General features: G+C 72.4%; 19 protein-coding genes and 1 tRNA gene. 13 read left to right on the forward strand and 7 right to left on the reverse strand.

What is annotated here, in order from left to right; all coding sequences use genetic code 11:
* Positions 1 to 41 precede the first annotated feature (41 nt).
* The 9 genes from ACZ6ZR_RS31870 to ACZ6ZR_RS31910 all read left to right on the forward strand — a co-directional run bounded on the left by ACZ6ZR_RS31870 (position 42) and on the right by ACZ6ZR_RS31910 (position 9437).
* Positions 42 to 1046, forward strand: a complete 1005-nt coding sequence (locus tag ACZ6ZR_RS31870) for a zinc-dependent alcohol dehydrogenase family protein (protein WP_465648310.1) — start codon at positions 42 to 44, stop codon at positions 1044 to 1046.
* A 100-nt stretch (positions 1047 to 1146) separates the two neighbouring features.
* On the forward strand, positions 1147 to 2322 hold the full coding sequence (locus ACZ6ZR_RS31875) for a branched-chain amino acid ABC transporter substrate-binding protein (protein WP_465648312.1): 1176 nt from the start codon (positions 1147 to 1149) through the stop codon (positions 2320 to 2322).
* A 19-nt stretch (positions 2323 to 2341) separates the two neighbouring features.
* Positions 2342 to 3262: a branched-chain amino acid ABC transporter permease gene (locus ACZ6ZR_RS31880; RefSeq protein ID WP_465648315.1), complete on the forward strand. Its 921-nt coding sequence runs from the start codon at positions 2342 to 2344 to the stop codon at positions 3260 to 3262.
* Complete coding sequence (locus ACZ6ZR_RS31885; protein WP_465648317.1) at positions 3259 to 4542, forward strand: branched-chain amino acid ABC transporter permease; 1284 nt, start codon at positions 3259 to 3261, stop codon at positions 4540 to 4542. The genes ACZ6ZR_RS31880 and ACZ6ZR_RS31885 overlap by 4 nt, the downstream gene beginning before the upstream one ends.
* Positions 4539 to 5327, forward strand: a complete 789-nt coding sequence (locus tag ACZ6ZR_RS31890) for an ABC transporter ATP-binding protein (protein WP_465648318.1) — start codon at positions 4539 to 4541, stop codon at positions 5325 to 5327. Before ACZ6ZR_RS31885 ends, ACZ6ZR_RS31890 begins: the two co-directional genes overlap by 4 nt.
* 83 nt (positions 5328 to 5410) lie before the next feature.
* Entirely contained in the window at positions 5411 to 6118 is a 708-nt protein-coding gene (locus tag ACZ6ZR_RS31895; RefSeq protein WP_465648407.1) for an ABC transporter ATP-binding protein, read from the forward strand.
* Between the two features lie 246 nt (positions 6119 to 6364).
* On the forward strand, positions 6365 to 7780 hold the full coding sequence (locus ACZ6ZR_RS31900) for a sulfatase family protein (protein ID WP_465648320.1): 1416 nt from the start codon (positions 6365 to 6367) through the stop codon (positions 7778 to 7780).
* A 51-nt stretch (positions 7781 to 7831) separates the two neighbouring features.
* The gene (locus ACZ6ZR_RS31905; RefSeq protein WP_465648322.1) at positions 7832 to 8770 is read left to right on the forward strand and encodes a formylglycine-generating enzyme family protein; all 939 of its coding nucleotides are present in this window, start codon (positions 7832 to 7834) and stop codon (positions 8768 to 8770) included.
* 82 nt (positions 8771 to 8852) lie between these two features.
* On the forward strand, positions 8853 to 9437 hold the full coding sequence (locus ACZ6ZR_RS31910; protein WP_465648324.1) for a GNAT family N-acetyltransferase: 585 nt from the start codon (positions 8853 to 8855) through the stop codon (positions 9435 to 9437).
* Positions 9438 to 9462: 25 nt separating this feature from the next.
* On the opposite strand, the gene ACZ6ZR_RS31915 is transcribed toward ACZ6ZR_RS31910, so the two are convergent.
* Together ACZ6ZR_RS31915 and ACZ6ZR_RS31920 are read right to left on the reverse strand one after the other, a co-directional pair.
* On the reverse strand, positions 9463 to 10089 hold the full coding sequence (locus tag ACZ6ZR_RS31915) for a DUF4232 domain-containing protein (RefSeq protein ID WP_465648326.1): 627 nt from the start codon (positions 10087 to 10089) through the stop codon (positions 9463 to 9465).
* A gap of 113 nt (positions 10090 to 10202) precedes the next feature.
* Positions 10203 to 11285 (reverse strand): NADP-dependent oxidoreductase, encoded by a 1083-nt coding sequence (locus tag ACZ6ZR_RS31920; RefSeq protein ID WP_465648328.1) that lies wholly within the window; start codon positions 11283 to 11285, stop codon positions 10203 to 10205.
* Positions 11286 to 11431: 146 nt separating this feature from the next.
* Between ACZ6ZR_RS31920 and ACZ6ZR_RS31925 the strand changes: the two genes are divergently transcribed.
* Positions 11432 to 12382: a LysR family transcriptional regulator gene (locus ACZ6ZR_RS31925; protein WP_465648330.1), complete on the forward strand. Its 951-nt coding sequence runs from the start codon at positions 11432 to 11434 to the stop codon at positions 12380 to 12382.
* Between the two features lie 7 nt (positions 12383 to 12389).
* On the opposite strand, the gene mug is transcribed toward ACZ6ZR_RS31925, so the two are convergent.
* Complete coding sequence (gene mug / locus ACZ6ZR_RS31930) at positions 12390 to 12959, reverse strand: G/U mismatch-specific DNA glycosylase (RefSeq protein ID WP_465648332.1); 570 nt, start codon at positions 12957 to 12959, stop codon at positions 12390 to 12392.
* A gap of 118 nt (positions 12960 to 13077) precedes the next feature.
* On the opposite strand from mug, the gene ACZ6ZR_RS31935 reads away from it, so the two are divergent.
* Both ACZ6ZR_RS31935 and ACZ6ZR_RS31940 read left to right on the forward strand, forming a co-directional pair.
* Complete coding sequence (locus ACZ6ZR_RS31935) at positions 13078 to 13551, forward strand: hypothetical protein (protein WP_465648334.1); 474 nt, start codon at positions 13078 to 13080, stop codon at positions 13549 to 13551.
* 281 nt (positions 13552 to 13832) lie between these two features.
* The gene (locus ACZ6ZR_RS31940) at positions 13833 to 14564 is read left to right on the forward strand and encodes a hypothetical protein (RefSeq protein WP_465648336.1); all 732 of its coding nucleotides are present in this window, start codon (positions 13833 to 13835) and stop codon (positions 14562 to 14564) included.
* A 179-nt stretch (positions 14565 to 14743) separates the two neighbouring features.
* Here ACZ6ZR_RS31940 and ACZ6ZR_RS31945 read toward each other — a convergent pair whose 3' ends face one another.
* Complete coding sequence (locus tag ACZ6ZR_RS31945; RefSeq protein WP_465648338.1) at positions 14744 to 15232, reverse strand: YajQ family cyclic di-GMP-binding protein; 489 nt, start codon at positions 15230 to 15232, stop codon at positions 14744 to 14746.
* 218 nt (positions 15233 to 15450) lie between these two features.
* Between ACZ6ZR_RS31945 and ACZ6ZR_RS31950 the strand changes: the two genes are divergently transcribed.
* Positions 15451 to 15531 (forward strand) — tRNA-Tyr (locus tag ACZ6ZR_RS31950).
* 183 nt (positions 15532 to 15714) lie between these two features.
* On the opposite strand, the gene ACZ6ZR_RS31955 is transcribed toward ACZ6ZR_RS31950, so the two are convergent.
* From ACZ6ZR_RS31955 to ACZ6ZR_RS31965, 3 genes are all read right to left on the reverse strand, one after another.
* The gene (locus ACZ6ZR_RS31955; RefSeq protein WP_465648340.1) at positions 15715 to 17091 is read right to left on the reverse strand and encodes a tyrosine-type recombinase/integrase; all 1377 of its coding nucleotides are present in this window, start codon (positions 17089 to 17091) and stop codon (positions 15715 to 15717) included.
* A gap of 62 nt (positions 17092 to 17153) precedes the next feature.
* On the reverse strand, positions 17154 to 17336 hold the full coding sequence (locus ACZ6ZR_RS31960; protein ID WP_465648342.1) for a helix-turn-helix transcriptional regulator: 183 nt from the start codon (positions 17334 to 17336) through the stop codon (positions 17154 to 17156).
* Between the two features lie 450 nt (positions 17337 to 17786).
* Positions 17787 to 19262: an ATP-binding protein gene (locus tag ACZ6ZR_RS31965; RefSeq protein ID WP_465648344.1), complete on the reverse strand. Its 1476-nt coding sequence runs from the start codon at positions 19260 to 19262 to the stop codon at positions 17787 to 17789.

A 19262-nucleotide genomic window follows, 5' to 3' on the forward strand; every position in this document is an offset into this window, starting at 1 on the left:
GGCTGCGCCACGGCCCCTGATCGAGAGCTGGTCGAGCAGAGATGAAGAGCTACCACATCACCGGCGGAAGCCACCTGACGCTCCGTGAGCACCCCGTCCCCGAGCCCGGTCCCGGCCAGGTGCTGGTGCGGATGCGGGCCAACGGGCTCAGCTTCCGCGACCTGACCGTGCTGGCCGGTGACTACCCCCTGCCGGTCCGCCCGGAGGTGGTCGCCGGGTGCGAGGGCGTGGGGGAGGTGGCCGCCGTCGGGGCGGGCGTCGCCACCCTCGCCGAGGGCGACCGGGTCGCGTTCACGGTCTTCCCCGAGTGGGTGGACGGCCCGTTCGGGCTGGACCGCGCCGCGCAGCTGGGCTCCATGCTGGACGGCACCCTGACCGAGTACGCGGTGGCCGCCGAGCGCGCCCTGGTCCGTCTCCCGGAGCACCTGTCGTACGAGGAGGCGGCCGCGCTGCCGCTCACCACCCTGACGGCCTGGAACGCCCTGACCGGCGGCCGCCCGCTGCTGCCCGGCGAGACCGTGCTGACCCTCGGCACGGGCGCCGTCAGCCTGGCGGCGGTGCAGCTCGCCCAGCTGGCCGGGGCCAGGGTGATCGCCACCACCTCCGGGCCGGAGAAGGCGGACCGGCTCAAGGCGCTCGGCGCCCACGAGGTGGTGGACCGCACCGCGTACCCAGAATGGCAGTCCACAGTACGGGAGTTGACGGAGGGGCGCGGCGTGGACAAGGTCGTGCACGTGGCCGGCGACCTGGAGCGCTCGGTGCGGGCGACCGCCCTCGGCGGTGAGCTCGCCTACGTCGGCTACCGGGTGGGCGCCGCCCCGGCCGGCCAACCCCTGGACGCCCGGCTGATGTTCGGCGCCGGTGTCCAGGTGCGGCCGCTCGCGGTCGGCAGCCGGGCCCAGTTCACCGCCCTGAACCGGGCCCTGGCGGTCCACCGGGTCCGGCCGGTGCTGGACCGGGTGTTCCCCTTCGGCGGGCTCCCGGAGGCCCTCCGCCACCTGGAGCGGGGAACGGCCTTCGGCCGGGTGGTGCTCACCCACACCTGAGCGGGGAGGTGACAGACCACGGGCGCGACGCTCCCTCCGGCGGATCGGGGCTGCATAGAGTCACGGGCGTTCCGAACCGCCGTGCATCCAGGGGGACTTCGTGCTGCCCAGAAGACTGCTCACCGCCGCCGCACCACTGCTCGTCGGCGCGCTCGCGCTCACCGCGAGCGCCTGCGCCAAGGACGAGGGGGAGGTCGGCGCGGACGGCAAGAAGGTGGTCAAGATCGCCTACCAGGGGCCGCTGAGCGGGGACAACGCCGCGCTGGGGGTGCACATGGAGAACGGCGTGAAGCTGGCGGTCAAGCAGGCCAACGAGCGCGGTGACCTGCCGTTCTCGCTGACCTACGTGCCGACCGACGACGCGGGCAGCGCCGACCAGTCCCCGGCCGCCGCGCAGAAGGTGATCGACGACGAGAGGGTGCTCGCCACCATCGGCCCGGCCTTCTCCAGCCCGACCAAGGCGGCCGGCCAGCTCTACTCGCAGGCGAACCTGCTGGCGCTGACGCCCTCCGCCAGCAGCCCCTCGCTGACCACGCTCGGCTTCGGCTCCTTCCTGCGCGGCGTCCCGAACGACAACGCCCAGGGCGGCGGGATGGCCGCGTACTACGCGAAGAAGCTGAAGGCCAAGAAGGTCTTCCTGGTGGACGACAAGACCGAGTACGGCATCGGCCTGTCCGCCGTGGCGGACGCCGACCTCAAGGCGGCCGGGGTCGAGGTGGTGCGCCAGAGCGTGCCGCAGAAGACCCCGGACTACACCGCCGTGGCCACCGCCGCGAAGAACTCGGGCGCCGACGCGCTGATCTACGCCGGCTTCTACGCGGACGCCGCGCCGTTCGCCAAGAAGCTCAAGGAGGCGGGCTTCGACAAGCCGAGGATCGCCTCGGACGGCGTGAACGACAAGAAGTTCATCGAGCTGGCCGGTGCCGCCTCGGAGGGCTGGCTGGTCACCTGCCCGTGCGTGGACGCGTCGGTGGAGGAGGGCATCAAGAAGTTCACCGCCGACTACCAGGCCGAGTTCAGGACCGCGCCCGGCACCTACTCCGCGGAGTCCTTCGACGTCACCAACCTGGTGATCGAGCAGCTCAAGGCGCTCGGCCCGGACGCCACCCGCGAGCAGGTGCTGGCCAAGGTGAAGCAGGCCGACTACAAGGGCCTGACCAAGCGCTTCCGCTTCGACGCCAAGGGCGAGTTCCCGGACAAGACCGCGTTCCTCTACGAGGTGGCCGAGGGCAAGATCGTCTACCGGGGCAACATCCAGACACTGGCCGCGAGTTAGGCCAGGGGAGGACCCTCCGATGCCGCTCCACGAGTTCTGGGACTACCTGATACCGGGCATCGCCCTGGGCGCGCTCTACTCGGTGATCGCGATCGGCTACACGCTGGTCTACGGCGTGCTCCAGCTGATCAACTTCGCCCACAGCGAGGTCTTCATGCTGGGCGGCTTCGGCGGCCTGATCGTGCTCACCCAGCTGACCCCCGACCACCCCTCGGCCCTGGTCTCGGTGCTGCTGGTGCTGGCCGGCCTGCTGGCCTCGGGCCTGGTCGGCGGGGCCACCGCGTACGGCCTGGAGCGGGTGGCCTACCGGCCGCTGCGGCGGCGCGGCGCGCCCAAGCTGATCTTCCTGATCAGCGCGATCGGCGCCTCCTTCTTCCTCTACAACCTGGCCGGCAAGCTGTTCGGCCGCGACCCGATGCCGATGCCGGAGATCTACCGGAACAACGTGCTCTTCACGGTCTTCGGCGCCCGCGTCACGATCACCCAACTCCTGCTGGTGGTCTGCGCGGTGGTGATGATGGGCGGGCTCGACCTGCTGGTCCACCGGACCAGGCTGGGGGCCGGCATCCGGGCCCTGGCCCAGGATCCGGAGACGGCCGGGCTGATGGGCGTGGACACCGACCGGGTGATCTCCCGGACCTTCGTGATCGGCGGCCTGATGGGCGGGGTGGCCGGCTTCCTGTTCGGGCTGAACACCCAGGTCTCCTTCACCATGGGCTTCAACCCCGGCATCACCGCCTTCGCGGCGGCGGTGCTCGGCGGGGTCGGCTCGATTCGCGGCGCGATGCTCGGCGGTCTGTTGCTCGGCCTGGTGGAGACCTTCAACGTGCCGCTGTTCGGCGAGGAGTGGCGCTACGTGGCCGCCTTCGTGGTGCTGGTCGGGGTGCTGATGCTCCGTCCGACCGGCATCCTCGGCGTCCGGATCGGGAGGACGGCATGACCACCCTGCTCCAGCGGCCGGGCACCGACCGGCTGGCCCGGCTGCGCACCCCCAAGTGGCACCGACTGCCGCGCTGGCGAAGGCTCTTCGCGCTGCTCGGGGCCGGCCTGCTGCTGGCCGTGGTGACCGGCGAGCAGGGCAACGGCCGCGACCTGCTCTACTCGCTGCGCGAGACCCTCACCGGCGCCCGGCTCTGGATCTGCCTGGGCCTGGGCGTGCTGCTCTGGGCGCTGGCCGAGCTCGGCGCCCCGGCCCGGGCCGCCGCCCGGCGGGCCCTGACCGGCCTGCCCCGCCCGCAACTCCCGCGCGCCGCACGGCCCGTGTTCGTCCTGCTCGGCCTGGCGGTGGCCGTGCTGGCCCCGCTCGCGCTCAGCCGGGCCACCAACCAGGTGCTGGTGGACTGGGTCGGCATCTACGTGCTGCTCGCCCTCGGCCTGAACGTGGTGATCGGCTGGGCCGGGCTGCTCGACCTCGGCTTCGTCGCCTTCTTCGCGATCGGCGGCTACAGCGCCGCGTTCTGGACCGGACACCTGCCGGTGAAGCCGCCGTTCGAGCTCAACCCCTTCCTGGTGATCCCGGTCGCCATGCTCACCTGCCTGGTCGCCGGCGTGCTGCTCGGCGGGCCGACGCTGCGGCTGCGCGGCGACTACCTGGCGATCGTCACGCTCGGCTTCCACGAGATCATCTACCTGGTGGCCAAGAACGCCGAGGGCCTCACCCACGGCTCCAACGGGGCCTTCGGCATCCCGCACTTCTCGATCGAACTCGGCCCGGTCTCCTACCGCTGGAAGCTGGACCCGATCGACTACTGGTGGCTGCTGCTCGGCCTGATCGTGCTGGCGGTCCTGGTGCTGCGCCGCCTCCAGCACTCCAAGGTCGGCCGCACCTGGGCGGCGATCCGCGAGGACGAGATCGCGGCCGCCGCGCACGGCGTGGACACCGTGAAGTACAAGCTGATGGCCTTCGCCATCGGCGCCTGCACCTCCGGCGCGGCCGGGGTGGTGTACGCGAGCAAGGTCGGCTTCGTGAACCCGGAGAACTTCCCGCTGCTCTACTCGGTGCTGGTGCTGGCCTACGTCATCTTCGGCGGCATGGGCTCGCTGCCCGGGGTGCTGCTCGGCGCCGGGCTGCTGGCCTGGCTGCCGCACGCGCTCAAGGACGTGGTGGACCAGAAGGACCGCTTCATGTACCTCGGGGCGCTGCTGGTGGTCATGATGATCTATCGCCCGCAGGGGCTGATCCCGGCCGGTGGCAAGCGAGTTGGGGGCGGACGCCGATGAGCGTGGTGCTGGAGGCAGAGGGGCTGACGCTGCGCTTCGGCGGGCTCACCTCGCTCGCCGGGGTCGGCCTGCGGATGGAGCGCGGGGAGGTGCTGGCCGTGATCGGCCCGAACGGTGCGGGCAAGACCTCGCTGTTCAACTCGCTGACCGGCGTCTACCGCCCCCAGGAGGGCCGGGTCACCTTCCACCGGGAGGGCGGCGGCACGTACGAACTCCTCGGCCGCAAGCCGCACCTGGTGAACCGGGCGGGGGTCGCCCGGACGTACCAGAACATCCGGCTGTTCGGCGCGCTGACGGCGCTGGAGAACGTTCAGGTGGCGGCCGAGAGCCGGCTGCGCAGCGGCCCGCTGGGCATCGCGCTCGGCCTCCCGCACGCCCGCCGGGCCGCCCGGCGCAGCGCCGAACGGGCCGGTGAGCTCCTGGAGTTCGTGGGTCTGCCGGCCCGGGCGGACGAGCCGGCCGCGGCGCTCTCCTACGGCGACCAGCGGCGGCTGGAGATCGCCCGCGCGCTGGCCACCGACCCCCGGGTGCTGCTGCTGGACGAGCCCGCGGCCGGGACCAACCCGACCGAGAAGCTCGAACTCACCGCCCTGATCCGGCGGATCAACCGGGAGCTGGAGATCGGCGTGCTGCTGATCGAGCACGACATGAAGCTGGTGATGTCGGTGGCCGACCGGGTGATGGTGCTCAACTTCGGCAAGGTGATCGCCGAGGGCACCCCGGCCGAGGTCCAGCAGGACCCCGCGGTGGTCGAGGCCTACCTGGGCGCGGAGGTGGCGGCGTGACGAGCGTGGTGGAGCCGGTCCGCGCGACCGGGGGCGGCGGCGGGGGCAGCGAGGGCACCGGCCCGGCCGGGAGCGCCCCGGCGCTGCTGGAGCTGGCCGGGCTGCGGGTGGACTACGGGGCGGTCACCGCGCTGCGCAGGATCGACCTGACGGTCCGCCAGGGCGAGGTGGTGGCCCTGCTCGGGGCCAACGGCGCGGGCAAGTCGACCACCCTGCGGGCGGTCTCCGGCCTGCTCCGCCCGGCGGCGGGGGAGGTGCGGTTCGCCGGCGAGCGGATCGACGGCGTGCCCTCCCACGAGGTGGTCGGCCTCGGCATCGCCCACGCCCCGGAGGGGCGGCGGGTGTTCGCCGAGATGACGGTGCTGGAGAACCTGCACCTCGGCGCCTACCGCTTCGGCCGGGTGGACGCCGCCGACCTGGAGCGGGTGTTCGGGCTCTTCCCCCGGCTGGCCGAGCGCCGCCGCCAGGTGGCCGGCACCCTCTCCGGCGGCGAGCAGCAGATGCTGGCGATCGGCCGGGCCCTGATGGCCCGCCCCGAACTGCTGCTGCTGGACGAGCCCTCGATGGGGCTGGCCCCGATCATCGTGGCCCAGCTCTTCGAGATCGTCCGGGAGATCAACCAGCAGGGCACCACCGTCCTGCTGGTCGAGCAGAACGCCGCCCAGGCGCTCCGGCTGGCCGACCGGGGCTACGTCCTGGAGACCGGCGAGATCCGGATGCACGGCCCGGCTGCCGAACTGCTCCACGACCCCCGGATCCGGGCCGCCTACCTCGGCGAGGGCGCGGCCTGACCCCTCCTCACAACCGGTCGCAGCCGCGTGATGTGTCGCCACGTCACGCGGCTGTGTCGTTCCCGCGTACTTCCCCACCTCGGCCTTGTGGGCGCTCCGCAGCCGCTCCTAGGGTCGCGTGCATGGCAACCGGAGTCCTCCTCGTTGCCCGCCGCCACGTCGACCACGGACGCCTGGCCTGCGGGCTCTGTCTCTGCCGCTGATCCCTCCGCTCCCGTCCACTCCGCGACATCGGAAGGCACAGCCATGCCCGAGCACACCTCCCCCAGCCGCCGCGGCTTCCTCACCGGCGCCGCCGCGGTGGCCGCCGCCACCGCCGTCCCGCTGGCCGTCCCCCTGACCGCCGGCCGGGCCGCGGCCGCCGAGCCCGCAGCCGCCGCCGCGCGCCCCAACATCCTGCTGATCGTCACCGACGACCAGCCCAAGCACACCGACTGGGCCATCCAGAAGACCATCGCCTGGCTCGGCGGCCAGGGCGTGGAGTATCCGAACGGCCACGTCGCCACCCCGCTCTGCGCCCCGTCCCGCTCCTCGGTCTTCTCCGGCCGCTACGCCCACAACCACGGTGTGCGCAACAACGGCGCCTCGGCCGCGCTGGACCAGCACAGCACCGTGCAGCGCTACCTCCAGCAGGCGGGCTACCGCACCGGCCTGTTCGGCAAGTACCTCAACTCCTGGCCGCTGGCCGACAATCCGCCGCACTTCGAGGACTGGCTGCTGCTCCAGCCGAGCTACAACAACAGCGCCAGCTACAACGACAACGGGACCGTCCACCAGCTCACCGGCTACCCCACCAACGTGATCAAGAACCACGCGCTGGCCTTCCTGGACCGGGCCGCCACCGACACCCGGCCGTGGTTCGCCTACATCACCCCCTTCGCCTCGCACGAGCCCAACGTGCCGGCCCCCAAGTACGCCGACACGCCCGTCCCGCCGTGGAACGGCCGGCCCTCGGTGACCGAGGCGGACCGCAGCGACAAGCCCGCATACGTCCAGAACGCGACCGCGACCCTGGACGACGCCCGGGAGCTGCGCAAGCGTCAACTCCGCACCCTGCTCTCGGTGGACGACGCGGTGCAGGCCTTCCGGGACAAACTGGAGGCCCTCGGCCAGCTCGACAACACCCTGGTCGTCTACATCGGCGACAACGGCTACACCTGGGCCGACCACGGCTGGCTGAAGAAGTCGGTGCCCTACTCGCCCAGCCACCAGGTGCCGTTCTACCTCTCCTGGCCGGCGGGCGGGCTGGGCTCGGGCACCGTCGACAACCGGCTGGTCGCCAACATCGACATCGCCCCGACCATCCTGGACGCCGCGGGGATCACCCCGGACACCCCGCAGGACGGCCGCTCGCTGCTGACCGGGTACTCCCGGAGCCACCTGCTGGTCGAGTGGTGGAAGCAGGGCACCGCTGCGGGCGGGCCCAACACCTGGGCCTCGTACGTGGACAAGGAGCGGCAGTACACCGAGTACTACGCCCTGCACACCAATGCGGCGGGGGTGGTCAGCGGCACCGGCCAGGTGGTCTTCCGCGAGTACTACGACCTGGTCAGCGACCCGTACCAGCTGCAGAACCTGCTCCACCAGGCCACCCCGGCCCAGGAGCAGGCGCTCGGCATCCCGGCCCTGGCCGCCACCCTGGCCGCCGACCGCACCAGCTGACCGCACCGGCTGACCGGACCGGCTGACCACCCGTCACCTGAGAGGAGCACGATGACCACCCACGGACCGGCCGCCGAGCACCAGTCCTGCTGCACGCCCGGCCGGTCCGCGGGTGCCGGCCCGCTGACGCTGCTCGCACCGCCCGCCCGGCAGGCCCGCGGCCTGCTCCAACTCCCGGGCGGGCGCTTCCTGATGGGCACGGACGACGGCCTCGGCTACCCGGCCGACGGCGAGGGCCCGGTCCGTGAGGTCGAGGTCGCCCCGTTCCGGATCTCGCCGACGGCCGTCACCAACGCGCAGTTCGCCGCCTTCGTGAAGGCCACCGGATACGTCACCGAGGCCGAGACCTTCGGCGCCGGCTTCGTCTTCGAGGGCTTCCTGGCACGGGAGTTGGCCCTGGTCTCACCCCAGGTCGCCGCCGTCCCGTGGTGGCGCTCGGTGGCCGGCGCCTCCTGGCGCAGCCCCGAGGGCCCCGGCTCCTCGGTGGGGGAGCGGCAGAACCACCCCGTGGTGCAGGTCTCCTGGCACGATGCCCAGGCCTACTGCGCCTGGGCCGGCGCCCGGCTGCCCACCGAGGCCGAGTGGGAGTACGCCGCGCGCGGCGGCCTGGAGCAGCGCCGCTACCCCTGGGGCGACGAACTCGCCCCCGGCGGGCGGGAGATGTGCAACATCTGGCAGGGCGTCTTCCCGACCGTCAACACCGGACACCGCGGCACCGTCCCGGTGAAGTCCTACCGGCCGAACGGCCACGGCCTGCACAACGTGGCCGGCAATGTCTGGGAGTGGTGCGCGGACTGGTTCAGCCCCGACTTCCACCGCACAGGCCCCCGGCAGGACCCGGCCGGCCCGCCCAGCGGCACCGCCCGGGTGATGCGGGGCGGCTCCCACATGTGCCACGACTCCTACTGCAACCGCTACCGGGTGGCCGCCCGCAGCTCCAACACCCCGGACAGTTCGGCGGGGAACATCGGCTTCCGGGTGGCGGGGTAGCCCGTCGCCCCCGCTGTTCCCTCCGTTCCCGCCGTCACAAAATGCCTGGCGGGGGCATTCGTACCCGTGTACACAGGTGTGCATGAGCACCGTGGACCCGAACGCCCTCGCCCCGACCTTCCGCCCCGCCGAACTGACCGGCGACGGCTTCCGGGCGGTGCCCTGGAGTCTGGTCGACGACGTCGAGCGCCGGTCCCGGGAGCTCTCCGCCATCGCGGCCGACCCGGCGGTGGCCCTCTGGAACCCGCTGCCCGCCGAGACCCCCGCCCACGCCGAACGCTGGATCGCCGGACGGGTGGCGGCCTGGGAGCGCGGCGACGCCGGCTCCTTCGCCCTGCTCGACCCCGACCAGGGCCACCTCCTCGGCGGCGTCACCGTCCGCTGGGTGGACCGCTTCGACGGGCTCGGCATGATCGGCTACTGGCTCGCCCCCGCCGCCCGCGGCCGCGGCCTGGCCACCCTCGGCCTCCAGGCCGTCACCCGCTGGTCCTTCGCCGAGGCCGACGCCCGCCGGATCGAACTCGCCCACGGCACCGGCAACTTCGCCTCCTGCGCGGTAGCCGACCGGGCCGGCTACCCCCTCGAAGGCACCCTCCGCGCCAGCCACCGCTTCGGCGACGGCAAGCACCACGACGAGCACCTGCACGCCCGGCTCGCCACCGACTGACCGGACGTCAGGCCGCCCGTCCTGCTCAGCCGCCCTGGCCGGCGCTCCCCATCGGGCCGATCCGCACCGGGGAGCCGCCGCCCTCCGTGACCGGCAGCGAACCGGCGCCCGGCCAGGCCAGGGTGACCGGCTGGGTCTCGTCCGGCGGGGTCACCACCAGTCCGGTGATCCGGATGCCCGAACCGCCCGAGGAGTTGGCCGGGTAGCCGATCCCGAAGTAGGTCGACTTCCCGTTCGCCAGCACGCCCGCGACCACCGGCTCGCCGGAGCGCTTCGCCGACACCGTGCCCGCGGAGGTCTTCAGGTCGACGCCCGCGTACCCGGCGATCGTGCAGTCCTTGCCGCTGTGGTTCTTCAGCTCCACCACCACGGTGTTCTCGCCGTCGCCGGTGATGGTGCGGTCCGCGGCGGTGACGGTCAGGTCGGCAGTCCGGCACTTGGCGGTCTTCACCGCCGTGGCGGAGGTGCTCGGGGCGGCGGTCGGCGTCGGCGTCGGTGCCGCTGTGCTCCGGGCGGTGGTCGGAGTCGGAGTGGTCGACGACGCCTGCGTCGGTGCGCTCCGCGCGGTGTCCGCCCTGCTGTCCTGGCAGGCCGTGAGCAGCAGGGCGGCGGCGACGGCCAGGACGGCGAAGGCTGGCTTTCGGACGCGCATGGTGTTCTCCTCCGGGTGGAGCGGCGGTGTTCGGTGCTCTCCGAAGCCAGGACCGCCCGCCCCGCCGGTCCGTTCCGCCCGTTTCCGTCCCAGGACGTTCCTGTGACACACCGTCAGGCGACCCGCACGATCGCCTTCCCGAGGTTCCCCCCGCCCAGCATCCCGAGGAACGCCTCCACCGACCGGTCGAACCCCTCCGTCACGGTCTCCTCCGCCACCAGCGCCCCCGACCGCAGGTGCGGCGCCGCCCACTCCTCCAACTCGGCCTGCGCGTCCCGGTGGTTGCGCACCAGGAACCCCTCCACCCGCAGGCTCTTGCTCACCACGTCGTACAGGTTGTACGGAGCCGCCGGCGGGTTCGCCGGGTCGTCGTACTGCGCGACCGCGCCGCACCACGCGACCCGCCCCCCGTCCCGCAGCGCCTCGATCGCGCCCGCCAGGTGGTCCCCGCCGACGTTGTCGAAGTACACGTCGATCCCGTCCGGCGCGGCCGCCCGCAGCTGCTCTCCGACCGGCCCGTCGTGGTGGTCGAAGGCCGCGTCGAAGCCCAGCCGTCCGGTCAACTCCCGCACCTTCTCGGCGGACCCGGCACTGCCGACCAGCCGCCCCGCCCCCATCAGCCGGGCGAACCGCCCGACCGCCGTCCCCACCCCGCCCGCCGCCGCGCTGACGTACAGGTCCTCCCCGGGCTGCAGCCGCGCCACCCGGGTCAGCCCCACGTACGCGGTCAGCCCCGTCCCGCCCAGCACGCTCAGGTACGCCGTCAGCGGCACCCCGTCGGCCGGCCGGAGCAGCCGCACCCCGCCCGGATCGGGCAGTACGGCCCCCGCGTCCCGGAGCCGCACCTTGACCCCCGTACCCGGGTCCGGCAGCGCCCCGTACGCGGGGATCTGGCCCTCGGTCAGCACCGCGTGCGTGCGCCAGCCCTGACGGTGCGCCACCAGCGCCCCCTCCGCCAGGTGCGGCGACCGCGAGGCGACCACCCGGCCCACCGCGCGCCCCTCCATCGGGGTGTGCAGCTCGCCGACGTCCATCACCTCGCGCATGTACGGGTCCACCGAGAAGTACAGGTTCTCCACCAGCACCCCGCCCGCCGGGACCTCGGGCAGGGCCGCCTCCACGAAGGCGAAGTCGCCGGGGGAGGGGCGCCCCTGCGGGCGGGCGGTCTGGTGGACGTAACGGGCGGTGCGGGCCATGGTGCGTCTCCTCGTCGATGCCTCGATCGGTACGCACCGAACGCTAGGCACCGGCGCCCGGACGTAGCAGGGGCGCGCGTCCATGGTTCCCGCCCTTCCATGAACCCCCTTCATGGAAGGCGCCCCCCACCGGCTAGGTTTCACCCGTGACCACGAGCCCCGCCGATCCCGCCGACCCTGCCGGCGCCACCTCGGCCGACCTCACCCCCGCCGACCTCCGGATCCTGGCCGCCGTGGACCGCGAGGGCAGCTTCACCGCCGCCGGAGCGGCGCTCGGCCTCTCCCAGTCCGCCGTCTCGCACGCCGTGCGCGGGTGCGAGCGCAAGCTCGGCGCCGTCCTGTTCGAACGAGGGCGCCACGGGGCGCGCACCACCCCGGCAGGCGCGAAGGCCGCCGCCCACGCCCGGCAGATCCTGCACCTGCTCGCCGTCCTCGCCGCCGAGACCCGGGCCGCCGCCACCCCGGAGAGCGCCGAGCCCACCGGTCCGGTCCGGATCGCCGCCTTCCGCAGCGCCGCCGCCCACCTGCTCCCCGCCGTGCTGGCCCGGCTGACGGCCCGCCACCCGGGCCTGCGCCCGGAGGTCAGGATCGTCCGCGACCTCGGCCGGGGCACCGCGGGCGAGGTGGCCGACGGCCACGCCGACCTCGCCATCGCCACCCTCGACGCGGCCACCGGCAGCATCCCCTCGCCCGCCCTGCCCGGCCTGGTGGCCGGCCGCCTGTTCAGCGAGCCGTACGCCCTGGTGCACCCCGCCGGGCACCCGCGTCCGCGCACCCTCCCGCTGGTCGACTGGGACGAGAACTGCGGCTCCTACACCCGCGCGTGGTGGCGCGAGCAGAGCTGGATCCCGGCCGCCACCGTCACCGTGGAGGACGACACGGTGACCCTCTCCATGGTCGCCCAGGGCCTCGGCATGTCGATCATGCCCGCCCTCACCCTGCTCTCCGCCCCGTCCGGCGTCACCGTCGCCCCGCTCGACCCCGACCCGCCGACCCGGCACGTCGGCTACGTCACCACGCCCGCCCTGGCCCGCACCGCCGCCGTCCGCGCGGTGATCCGCCAACTCCGCACCGCCCCGGCCCCCGCCCTTCCCTGACGGAGCGTCAGTTCCCCTCGCCCTCGCCCGGCAGTGACTCCCGGAGCGTGCGGAACTCCGCCGCGATCCCGTCCAGGGTGTAGTGCGCGTTCAGCCCGCTCGGGTTCGGCAGCACCCACACCTCGGTGGAGCCGATCCCCTCCGCCTGCCGTCCCACGGCGGCCTTCCGTCGCCCGAAGGCCGTCCGGTACGCCCCGATCCCCAACACCGCCAGCGCGTAAGGCCGCAGGCGCTCCACCCGCTCCACCAGTGCCGCCCCGCCGAGCCGGTACTCCTCCGCGGTCAGCTCGTCCGCCTTGGCGGTGGTCCGGGCCACCACGTTGGTGATCCCCAGCCCGTACGGGAGCAGCTCCAGCTGTTCCTGGGGCCGGAGTTGACGCGGCGTGAAGCCGGAACGGTGCAGCGCGGGCCAGAAGCGGTTGCCCGGCCGGGCGAAGTGCAGCCCGGTGGCGCCCGACCACAGCCCGGGGTTGATCCCGCAGAACAGCACCCGCAGCCCGGGCGCCACCACGTCCGGGATCGTCCGGTCCTGCGCCGCCGCCAACTCCTCGGCCGTGGGCCGTGCCTGACTGACCATCCGTCCAGTCTGCCCCTTGGGGGCGCGCGGTGTCATATTCACAACGACCATGCCACGAAGGGAGAGTGAGTTCGATATTCCGGTGTCACGCCGTCGTTGGAGGGCGCAGAATGGCTGGATGTCCTACGAACTCAAGGCACTCATCGGCTCCTGGGACCTGCTCAAGGTGGTGGCCGCCGAGGTGCCGGTCGCCCGGGTGACCAGACTGGAACAGGGATTGGCGCTGATCCCGATGACGGACCTTCTGTTCGACACCGTCGCCGAGCACGGCGGCCCCCTCCAACCCGGCTTCGCCGCCTTCCCCGGTGGCTTCGGCCGTCGCCTGGTCGCCTGGTCCCAGGCCTCCCCGATCGGCTACGTCGAGGCGCACTACGTCGACGGCGACGGGACGCAGCGCGCGGCGGTCTGGGTGGACGGACGTCTTGTCCTCGGCCCGCTCGCCTGCACCTCCGAGCAGCCCTTCCCGGCGGACGGCAGCCCCATCTCCCAGGCCCTGCGCCGGATCGGGGCCCAACGCACCCCGGCCGCCGACGAGTTCGACGAGGTAGGCCTCGGCCGCCACAGCCGCCTGGTCGACTGGCCGGCCGACTGACCCGCCCCCTGCTCCGCCCATCTCCGCCCTGCTCCGTCCGGCCCAGCACCTCCCCGGCGGTTCGCCGGCACCCCCGCCGTACGGCCTACCCGGCCACCCGTCCGTCTGGCGCACCGTCACCCACCCGCCCGGAGCACGGTCTTGCGCCCCCGAAAGCCCCGTCCGCCGCCCCGCCACCGGGCGGCGAACCGTTCGGCCTACGCGCGGTGGCCCGTCACCCCGGGGTGCACCAACGTGTGCTGCAGGCGACAACGCCTGATCACACGAAAGGAAACGCAAGAATGCGTGCCACCTGGACGGCCGCCGTGCTGACCGCCACCCTGGGCCTGGCCCCGGTCATCACCACGTCCGTCACCGTCGCGAACGCTGCCGACTCCGCCTCCGCGACCCGCCTCCACCTCCTCTCCTCCCACCCCGAGCGCGTCCTCCCGGACCTCACCCGCGCCGGCCTCTCCCTCCCGGACCTGGCCGGCATCATCCCGCCCACCCCCGACCTTCCCGTCAAACCGCCGGCCCCGGACCTCCCCGTGAAGCCCCCCGTGGACGTCCCGGCCCTCCCCGACCTCCCGGCCACCCCCGACCCGGGCGCGAACCTGGCGATCCTCGGATCCCTCGGCGACGTCCTCGGCCAGATCACCAAACTGGTCGGCTCGGCCACTGCCGGCGTCCCCGACCCGGCCGCCCTGCAGAAGCAGCTCGACGACCTCCAGGCCGCCATCAAGGCCCTGCTCGGCAAACTCCCCGCACCCCCGGCGCCGTCCACCCCGACCCTCCCGGTCGACCAGACCCGCGCCGCCGCCCCCTCCGACCTCGCCCCGGCCCTCCCGGCCGCCCCACTCCCGCTCAACCCGTCCGACGCCCTCGCCAAGGTCCAGAAGGACCTCACCGACCTGGTCGCCAAGGCCACCGCCACCAAGCCCGACCCGGCAGCCGTCAAGGCCGCCATCCCGGGCCTCTCCACCGACACCGTCGCCGCCACGGCCGCCACCGCCACCACCCTGGCCACCGGCTGACACCCCGTCACCCCACCCGCACCACCACCCCGCGCCCCGGGGCCGTGCACGGCCCCGGGGCGCGGGCGCGCGCTCACCCGGCAAGCACGGAGGGCGCGGCACGGCGCGGCGTACGGGGACCTCCCCGTCGCACCACGCCCCGCCGCGCCCTCCCGAGCGCGCTGGGTCGGCGCCCCGACTCAGCGGTAGTTCACGAACTGGATCGCGAACTCCAGGTCCTTGCCCTTGAGCAGGGCCTGCACCGTCTGGAGGTCGTCCCGGCTCTTCGAGCTGACGCGGAGCTCGTCGCCCTGCACCTGCGCCTTGATGCCCTTCGGGCCCTCGTCGCGGATGATCTTGGCAACCTTCTTCGCGTCGTCCTGGGAGATGCCCTCCTTGATGTCCGCGAAGATCTTGTACTCCTTGCCGGACAGCTGCGGCTCACCCGCGTCCAGCGCCTTCAGCGACAGGCCACGCTTGATGAACTTGTCCTTCAGCACGTCCAGGATCGCCTTGGCGCGCTCCTCGCCGTTGGCCTTCATCTCGATCTTCTCGCCCGAGCGCTTGATCTCCCCGCCGACGTTCTTGAAATCGAACCGGGTGGCGATCTCACGGGAGGTCTGGTTGATCGCGTTGTCGACCTCCTGCCACTCGACCTTCGAGACGATGTCGAAACTGGAGTCGGCCATGGTGTGTTGGTCTCCTTGATGCTCTGACTGCACGGTCACCGCCCGCCCCCGAGGGCAGGCGCCGCCCCAGCCTATCGACCCCCGCCCCGCCCCACCCCCGACAGCCACACCCCGCCACCTTGATCATCGCGTGACCAACCAAGTGGCGAAGCACCCCCATCCATCAGGTATCGTTTACGACGTCGAACGGGGCAGTGCTCCGCAAGATGAAACATCCTGGCTGGTTGCCCGAGCGGCCAAAGGGAGCAGACTGTAAATCTGCCGCGCAAGCTACGCAGGTTCGAACCCTGCACCAGCCACAGGATAGGGAAGGGCCCGTGACCAGCGGAAACGCCGGTCGCGGGCCCTTCTGCTTTACGTTCATCGCGCCATCTCGAACATGGTCGAAAAGTCCGGAAAATCCCACCTTGTCTCACCGGTGTATCGCCGTTGACCAGCGCATGTGGGGTATTCGTGGGGACGGACTCAGCCACCCCGCGCGGTCACTGCCAGCACAGTAGGGCCTCGGCGAGCCGCTCGTTCGCCAGGTCCACCGCACCGTCCAAGACCTTTGCGTAGACGCGCAGCAGCACCGCGATGCTGTGGCCGGCGCGGCGAGCGCACTCGGCTGGGTCCATGCCGGACAGCAGCCAGAACGACAGGGCGGCGTGCCGGATGTCGTAGGTGCGCTTCGCCAAGGGCGAACTGGCCTGTTCGGGTGTCAGGACGGCCTCCCGGGCCCGCCCCCAGACGACGCCGTAGCCGCTCTCCTGCACCATGCCGCCCCGTGAGGTCCGGAACAGCCGGCCGTCGGGCGCCAGACCGTGGGTCGCGATGTGCTCCCGCAGGCTGGCGACGAACGCTGGCGGGATCGGAATCGACCGACTCTCCTTCGGGGCGCGCCACTTGAGGCCGCGCTCGTCGTGCGGCTTGCCGCTGTCGGTCCACGAGCTGCCGACGCGGGGCCGGGAGGAGTGCACGGTGAGCGCGCCCCACGCTCCGTCAGGAGGCAGTGAGCAGTTCGTGTCCTTGAGCCAGACGGCTTCGGCGGGCCGGAGACCCGCGTTGTAGATCACGCCGAAGAACTGTTCCAGGTGCTGCCCGCGCCGCCCCTGCGGCCGGACGCCGTGGGCCAGGAGCTGCCGCATCTGACGGGGGTTCGCGACCACGGCCGGATCAACAGTCTCCGTGGTGGCCGGCGGGGTCCACTGCACCTGGTGGAGCGGGTTGTGCGGCAGACGCCGGGCCTCCACCGCGAAGCCGAGCGCATTGTGGAAGATGTTCTTCTTCCGGATCACGCTGCTGGCGGCAGTCCTGCTGCCGTCCAGGTTGAGCGTGAAGGCGGTCAGCGCTTTCCGGATCACCAGCGCGTCGTCCAACTGGCTCATCGGCAGGGAGCGACGCTCGATCCACGCCAGGGTCTTCTGGACCTCCTCCGGGTGCTCCAGCGGCCACCGGTTGAGGTTGAACGCCCAGCTGTAGAGCGCGGTCCGAAGGGCCTGCGCCGTCGGCATCCCGGACCGGGAGTCGACCATGGCAGGGGTCGCGGTCGCCAGCATGTCCGCGATGGTGGTCCGGGTCTTCGCCGGAGCCAGCGGCCACTTCATCTCCATGTAGTCGCGAGCGTGGACGTACCAGCTCACATCATTGGTGGCCCGGACCTCGGTCATGGGCAGACCGGTGACCTCGTCGAACGGCTGGCCCGCGTTCTGGGCGGTCACCAGCTCGGAGCGGCGTCCGTCCGCAAGGGTGAAGGTGGCGAAGGTCTTGGAGAACGGGCTGCCACCGCCGACCTTCCATCGCAGCTCGTAGGAGGTGGACCGCTTGTTGACGACCGGTCGGATCTTCCAGATCCGGACCGCGAAGGTGGGCTTCGGCATCTGCCTGCTTCCGGGAAGACGAAGGGCCCGGCGGTTGCCGGGCCCTGAGGACGTACGGAGTGTCAGGCCGCGTCGCGGGCGGCCCACCAGGCGTCGAGGACGGCCCGGCTGCACCGGACCTGACCGTTCGGCAGCTTCTTCATCGCCGGCGCCTGCTTCCTGGCGCGCATCCGGTAGAACGCGGCCCTGGAGATGCGGAGTTCGGCGAGCACCTCGGGGAGCGTGAGCTGTTCCTGCTTGGGCACGGCGGAGTCTCCTCGCTTGGCAGCGGATGGGGCGGTTGGTGGTGTGCTGCGTGTGTTGTCCTAGGCGGGGATTTCTGCGTCACGGCGTCATGCACGTCACGCAGGGGTTCTGGCCTGGGGTTTTGGTGTGACGCGGTGGCCGAAGTACTTCGGGAGTGCGTCACGCGGCTGTGTCACCGTGACGCGGGTGACGCGGGATGACGCAGCGGTTGCCGTCTGCGTCACGGCCTCCGGTGCAGGTCAGGGGCCGTGTTCGGGCCGTCGTGACGTGCGTGACGCAGCGGTTCCTACTTAGGAAAGAGGGAGGGCTGTTGCAGTTCGGCGCGCCCTCAGGGCGAAGAGCGGAGCCGCTGCGCGGCACGACCCTTCGCGGCTTCGCCGAACAGCAAGAGGAGCACGGTCGTCGGGCGCGGGCCCGTGCTCCTCTTGCTGTTCAGGCGGGCACCCCGGTCAGAGCAGCGGCGGCTGCTCCGACGGCGGCACCGGGGTGGGGCGGGCCATCTCCAGGTACCGGCCCTCCCGGGTGCGGCCGGAGTCGATCAGGAGCCCCCGGGCGGCCAGGGTGGGCTGGAGCCGCTTGAGCCGGTCGGACAGGACCTTGCCGGTGGTGGGCCAGCCCTTCGGCAGCGGCTTCATCTCCTCCCCCGTGTGGAGGCGGCCGAGCAGGTGCAGCCACTGCGTGGACGTCATCCGCTGGGCCTCACCCGGGGCGATCGTCTCGGCGTGGCGCAGGACGGTCTGCGCCAGCAGATCGCCCTCGATCACGTCGTCGTTCAGATCGTCCAGGCTGGCCCGATAGGCGGGCAGGGAGCCCCAGCCGGTGGCGGCGTCGAGCTGCGCGCACAGGTGCGCGAAGTCCGCCATCCGCAGGTCGGTCGGGGTCTCCGCCACAGCCGCCCGCACCTTCACGGTCAGGTCCAGCAGCGAGCCGAGCACGACCGGGAGCACCTCGGCGTACTCGGCCCACAGCTCCGCTTCGGTCCTGCGCACCCGGGGCCGCTCCAGCCGCAGCGGAAGAAGCCGCTCCGCCAGGTCGGGGCGGATCACGCCAACGTCGATCCCGGTCAGCAGCAGCGGCCGGCGGTAGCTGGCCCGCACCACGTCCCCGTCCGTGAACAACGCCCGCTTCACGGACTCGGCGCCGGTGACGATGCAGCACATCGCGTCCGAGAGGTCCGGGGTCATGTGGGAGAGGTTGTCCAGGGCGGTGACCCACCCGGCCGCGACGGCGGCGATCAGGTTCTCCTCGTCCTTCGGCGCGCGGCGCAGGTCCCCGCTCATGCCTTCCACGATCCGCACCAGCATCCGGCCGCCGGTGGACTTGCCCGCGCCTTGCGGCCCGGTCAGGAACGGCGCCGGCACCGGGACGGACGGGCCCAGGCAGCCGATCAGCCACGCGATGGCCAGGCTCTCAGTGGTGGCGTTGGCGAAGTTGCACAGCCGCATCAGCAGGTCGATCCCCTTGCTGTCCGTGTCCTTCACCGGCACCGGCAACTCGCCAGTGAGCTGGGTACGCCGCCAGCACACCTCACGCGGGTCCGGCACCATCAGATCCCACCCCGTGGGGTGAATCCGCACCGACAGGCCATCGGTCCGGCCCAGGTCCAGCCACGTGGCCTTGTCGAACCCCGGGGCCACCCGGATGTGGACGGCCTGAACGTCCTCCGACAGGGCGAGTGCCTCGATCAAGTCCAACGCCTCCTTGAGGGAACTGCCGTTGAAGACGCCCAAGCCGTCCCGGTACAGACCGACCATCAGTTCCTGGCGGTGGCTGCCGGTGGTTCCCTGCGAGCGGATCGGCCGGGCTACCGGGTGGCCGAGCTTCTGGGCGTAGACGGTTCCGTCGGCGGTGCGGAAGTACCTGAAGTGGGACTGCGCGTACTCGGCGATCACCTCACGCGCCGGGTTCTTCTCGTCCTCCGCCAC

It is taken from the genome of Kitasatospora sp. NPDC088742 (assembly GCF_055584905.1).

Excerpts from the sequence above, each read along its gene's own strand:
- ACZ6ZR_RS31880 (WP_465648315.1), top strand. The coding sequence starts at position 2,342 with ATGCCGCTCCACGAGTTCTGGGACTACCTGATACCGGGCATCGCCCTG.
- ACZ6ZR_RS31890 (WP_465648318.1), top strand. The coding sequence starts at position 4,539 with ATGAGCGTGGTGCTGGAGGCAGAGGGGCTGACGCTGCGCTTCGGCGGG.
- ACZ6ZR_RS31955 (WP_465648340.1), bottom strand. The coding sequence starts at position 17,091 with ATGCCGAAGCCCACCTTCGCGGTCCGGATCTGGAAGATCCGACCGGTC.
- mug (WP_465648332.1), bottom strand. The coding sequence starts at position 12,959 with ATGGTCAGTCAGGCACGGCCCACGGCCGAGGAGTTGGCGGCGGCGCAG.
- ACZ6ZR_RS31915 (WP_465648326.1), bottom strand. The coding sequence starts at position 10,089 with ATGCGCGTCCGAAAGCCAGCCTTCGCCGTCCTGGCCGTCGCCGCCGCC.
- ACZ6ZR_RS31940 (WP_465648336.1), top strand. The coding sequence starts at position 13,833 with ATGCGTGCCACCTGGACGGCCGCCGTGCTGACCGCCACCCTGGGCCTG.
- ACZ6ZR_RS31910 (WP_465648324.1), top strand. The coding sequence starts at position 8,853 with ATGAGCACCGTGGACCCGAACGCCCTCGCCCCGACCTTCCGCCCCGCC.
- ACZ6ZR_RS31905 (WP_465648322.1), top strand. The coding sequence starts at position 7,832 with ATGACCACCCACGGACCGGCCGCCGAGCACCAGTCCTGCTGCACGCCC.
- ACZ6ZR_RS31870 (WP_465648310.1), top strand. The coding sequence starts at position 42 with ATGAAGAGCTACCACATCACCGGCGGAAGCCACCTGACGCTCCGTGAG.
- ACZ6ZR_RS31935 (WP_465648334.1), top strand. The coding sequence starts at position 13,078 with ATGTCCTACGAACTCAAGGCACTCATCGGCTCCTGGGACCTGCTCAAG.
- ACZ6ZR_RS31885 (WP_465648317.1), top strand. The coding sequence starts at position 3,259 with ATGACCACCCTGCTCCAGCGGCCGGGCACCGACCGGCTGGCCCGGCTG.
- ACZ6ZR_RS31945 (WP_465648338.1), bottom strand. The coding sequence starts at position 15,232 with ATGGCCGACTCCAGTTTCGACATCGTCTCGAAGGTCGAGTGGCAGGAG.
- ACZ6ZR_RS31920 (WP_465648328.1), bottom strand. The coding sequence starts at position 11,285 with ATGGCCCGCACCGCCCGTTACGTCCACCAGACCGCCCGCCCGCAGGGG.
- ACZ6ZR_RS31900 (WP_465648320.1), top strand. The coding sequence starts at position 6,365 with ATGCCCGAGCACACCTCCCCCAGCCGCCGCGGCTTCCTCACCGGCGCC.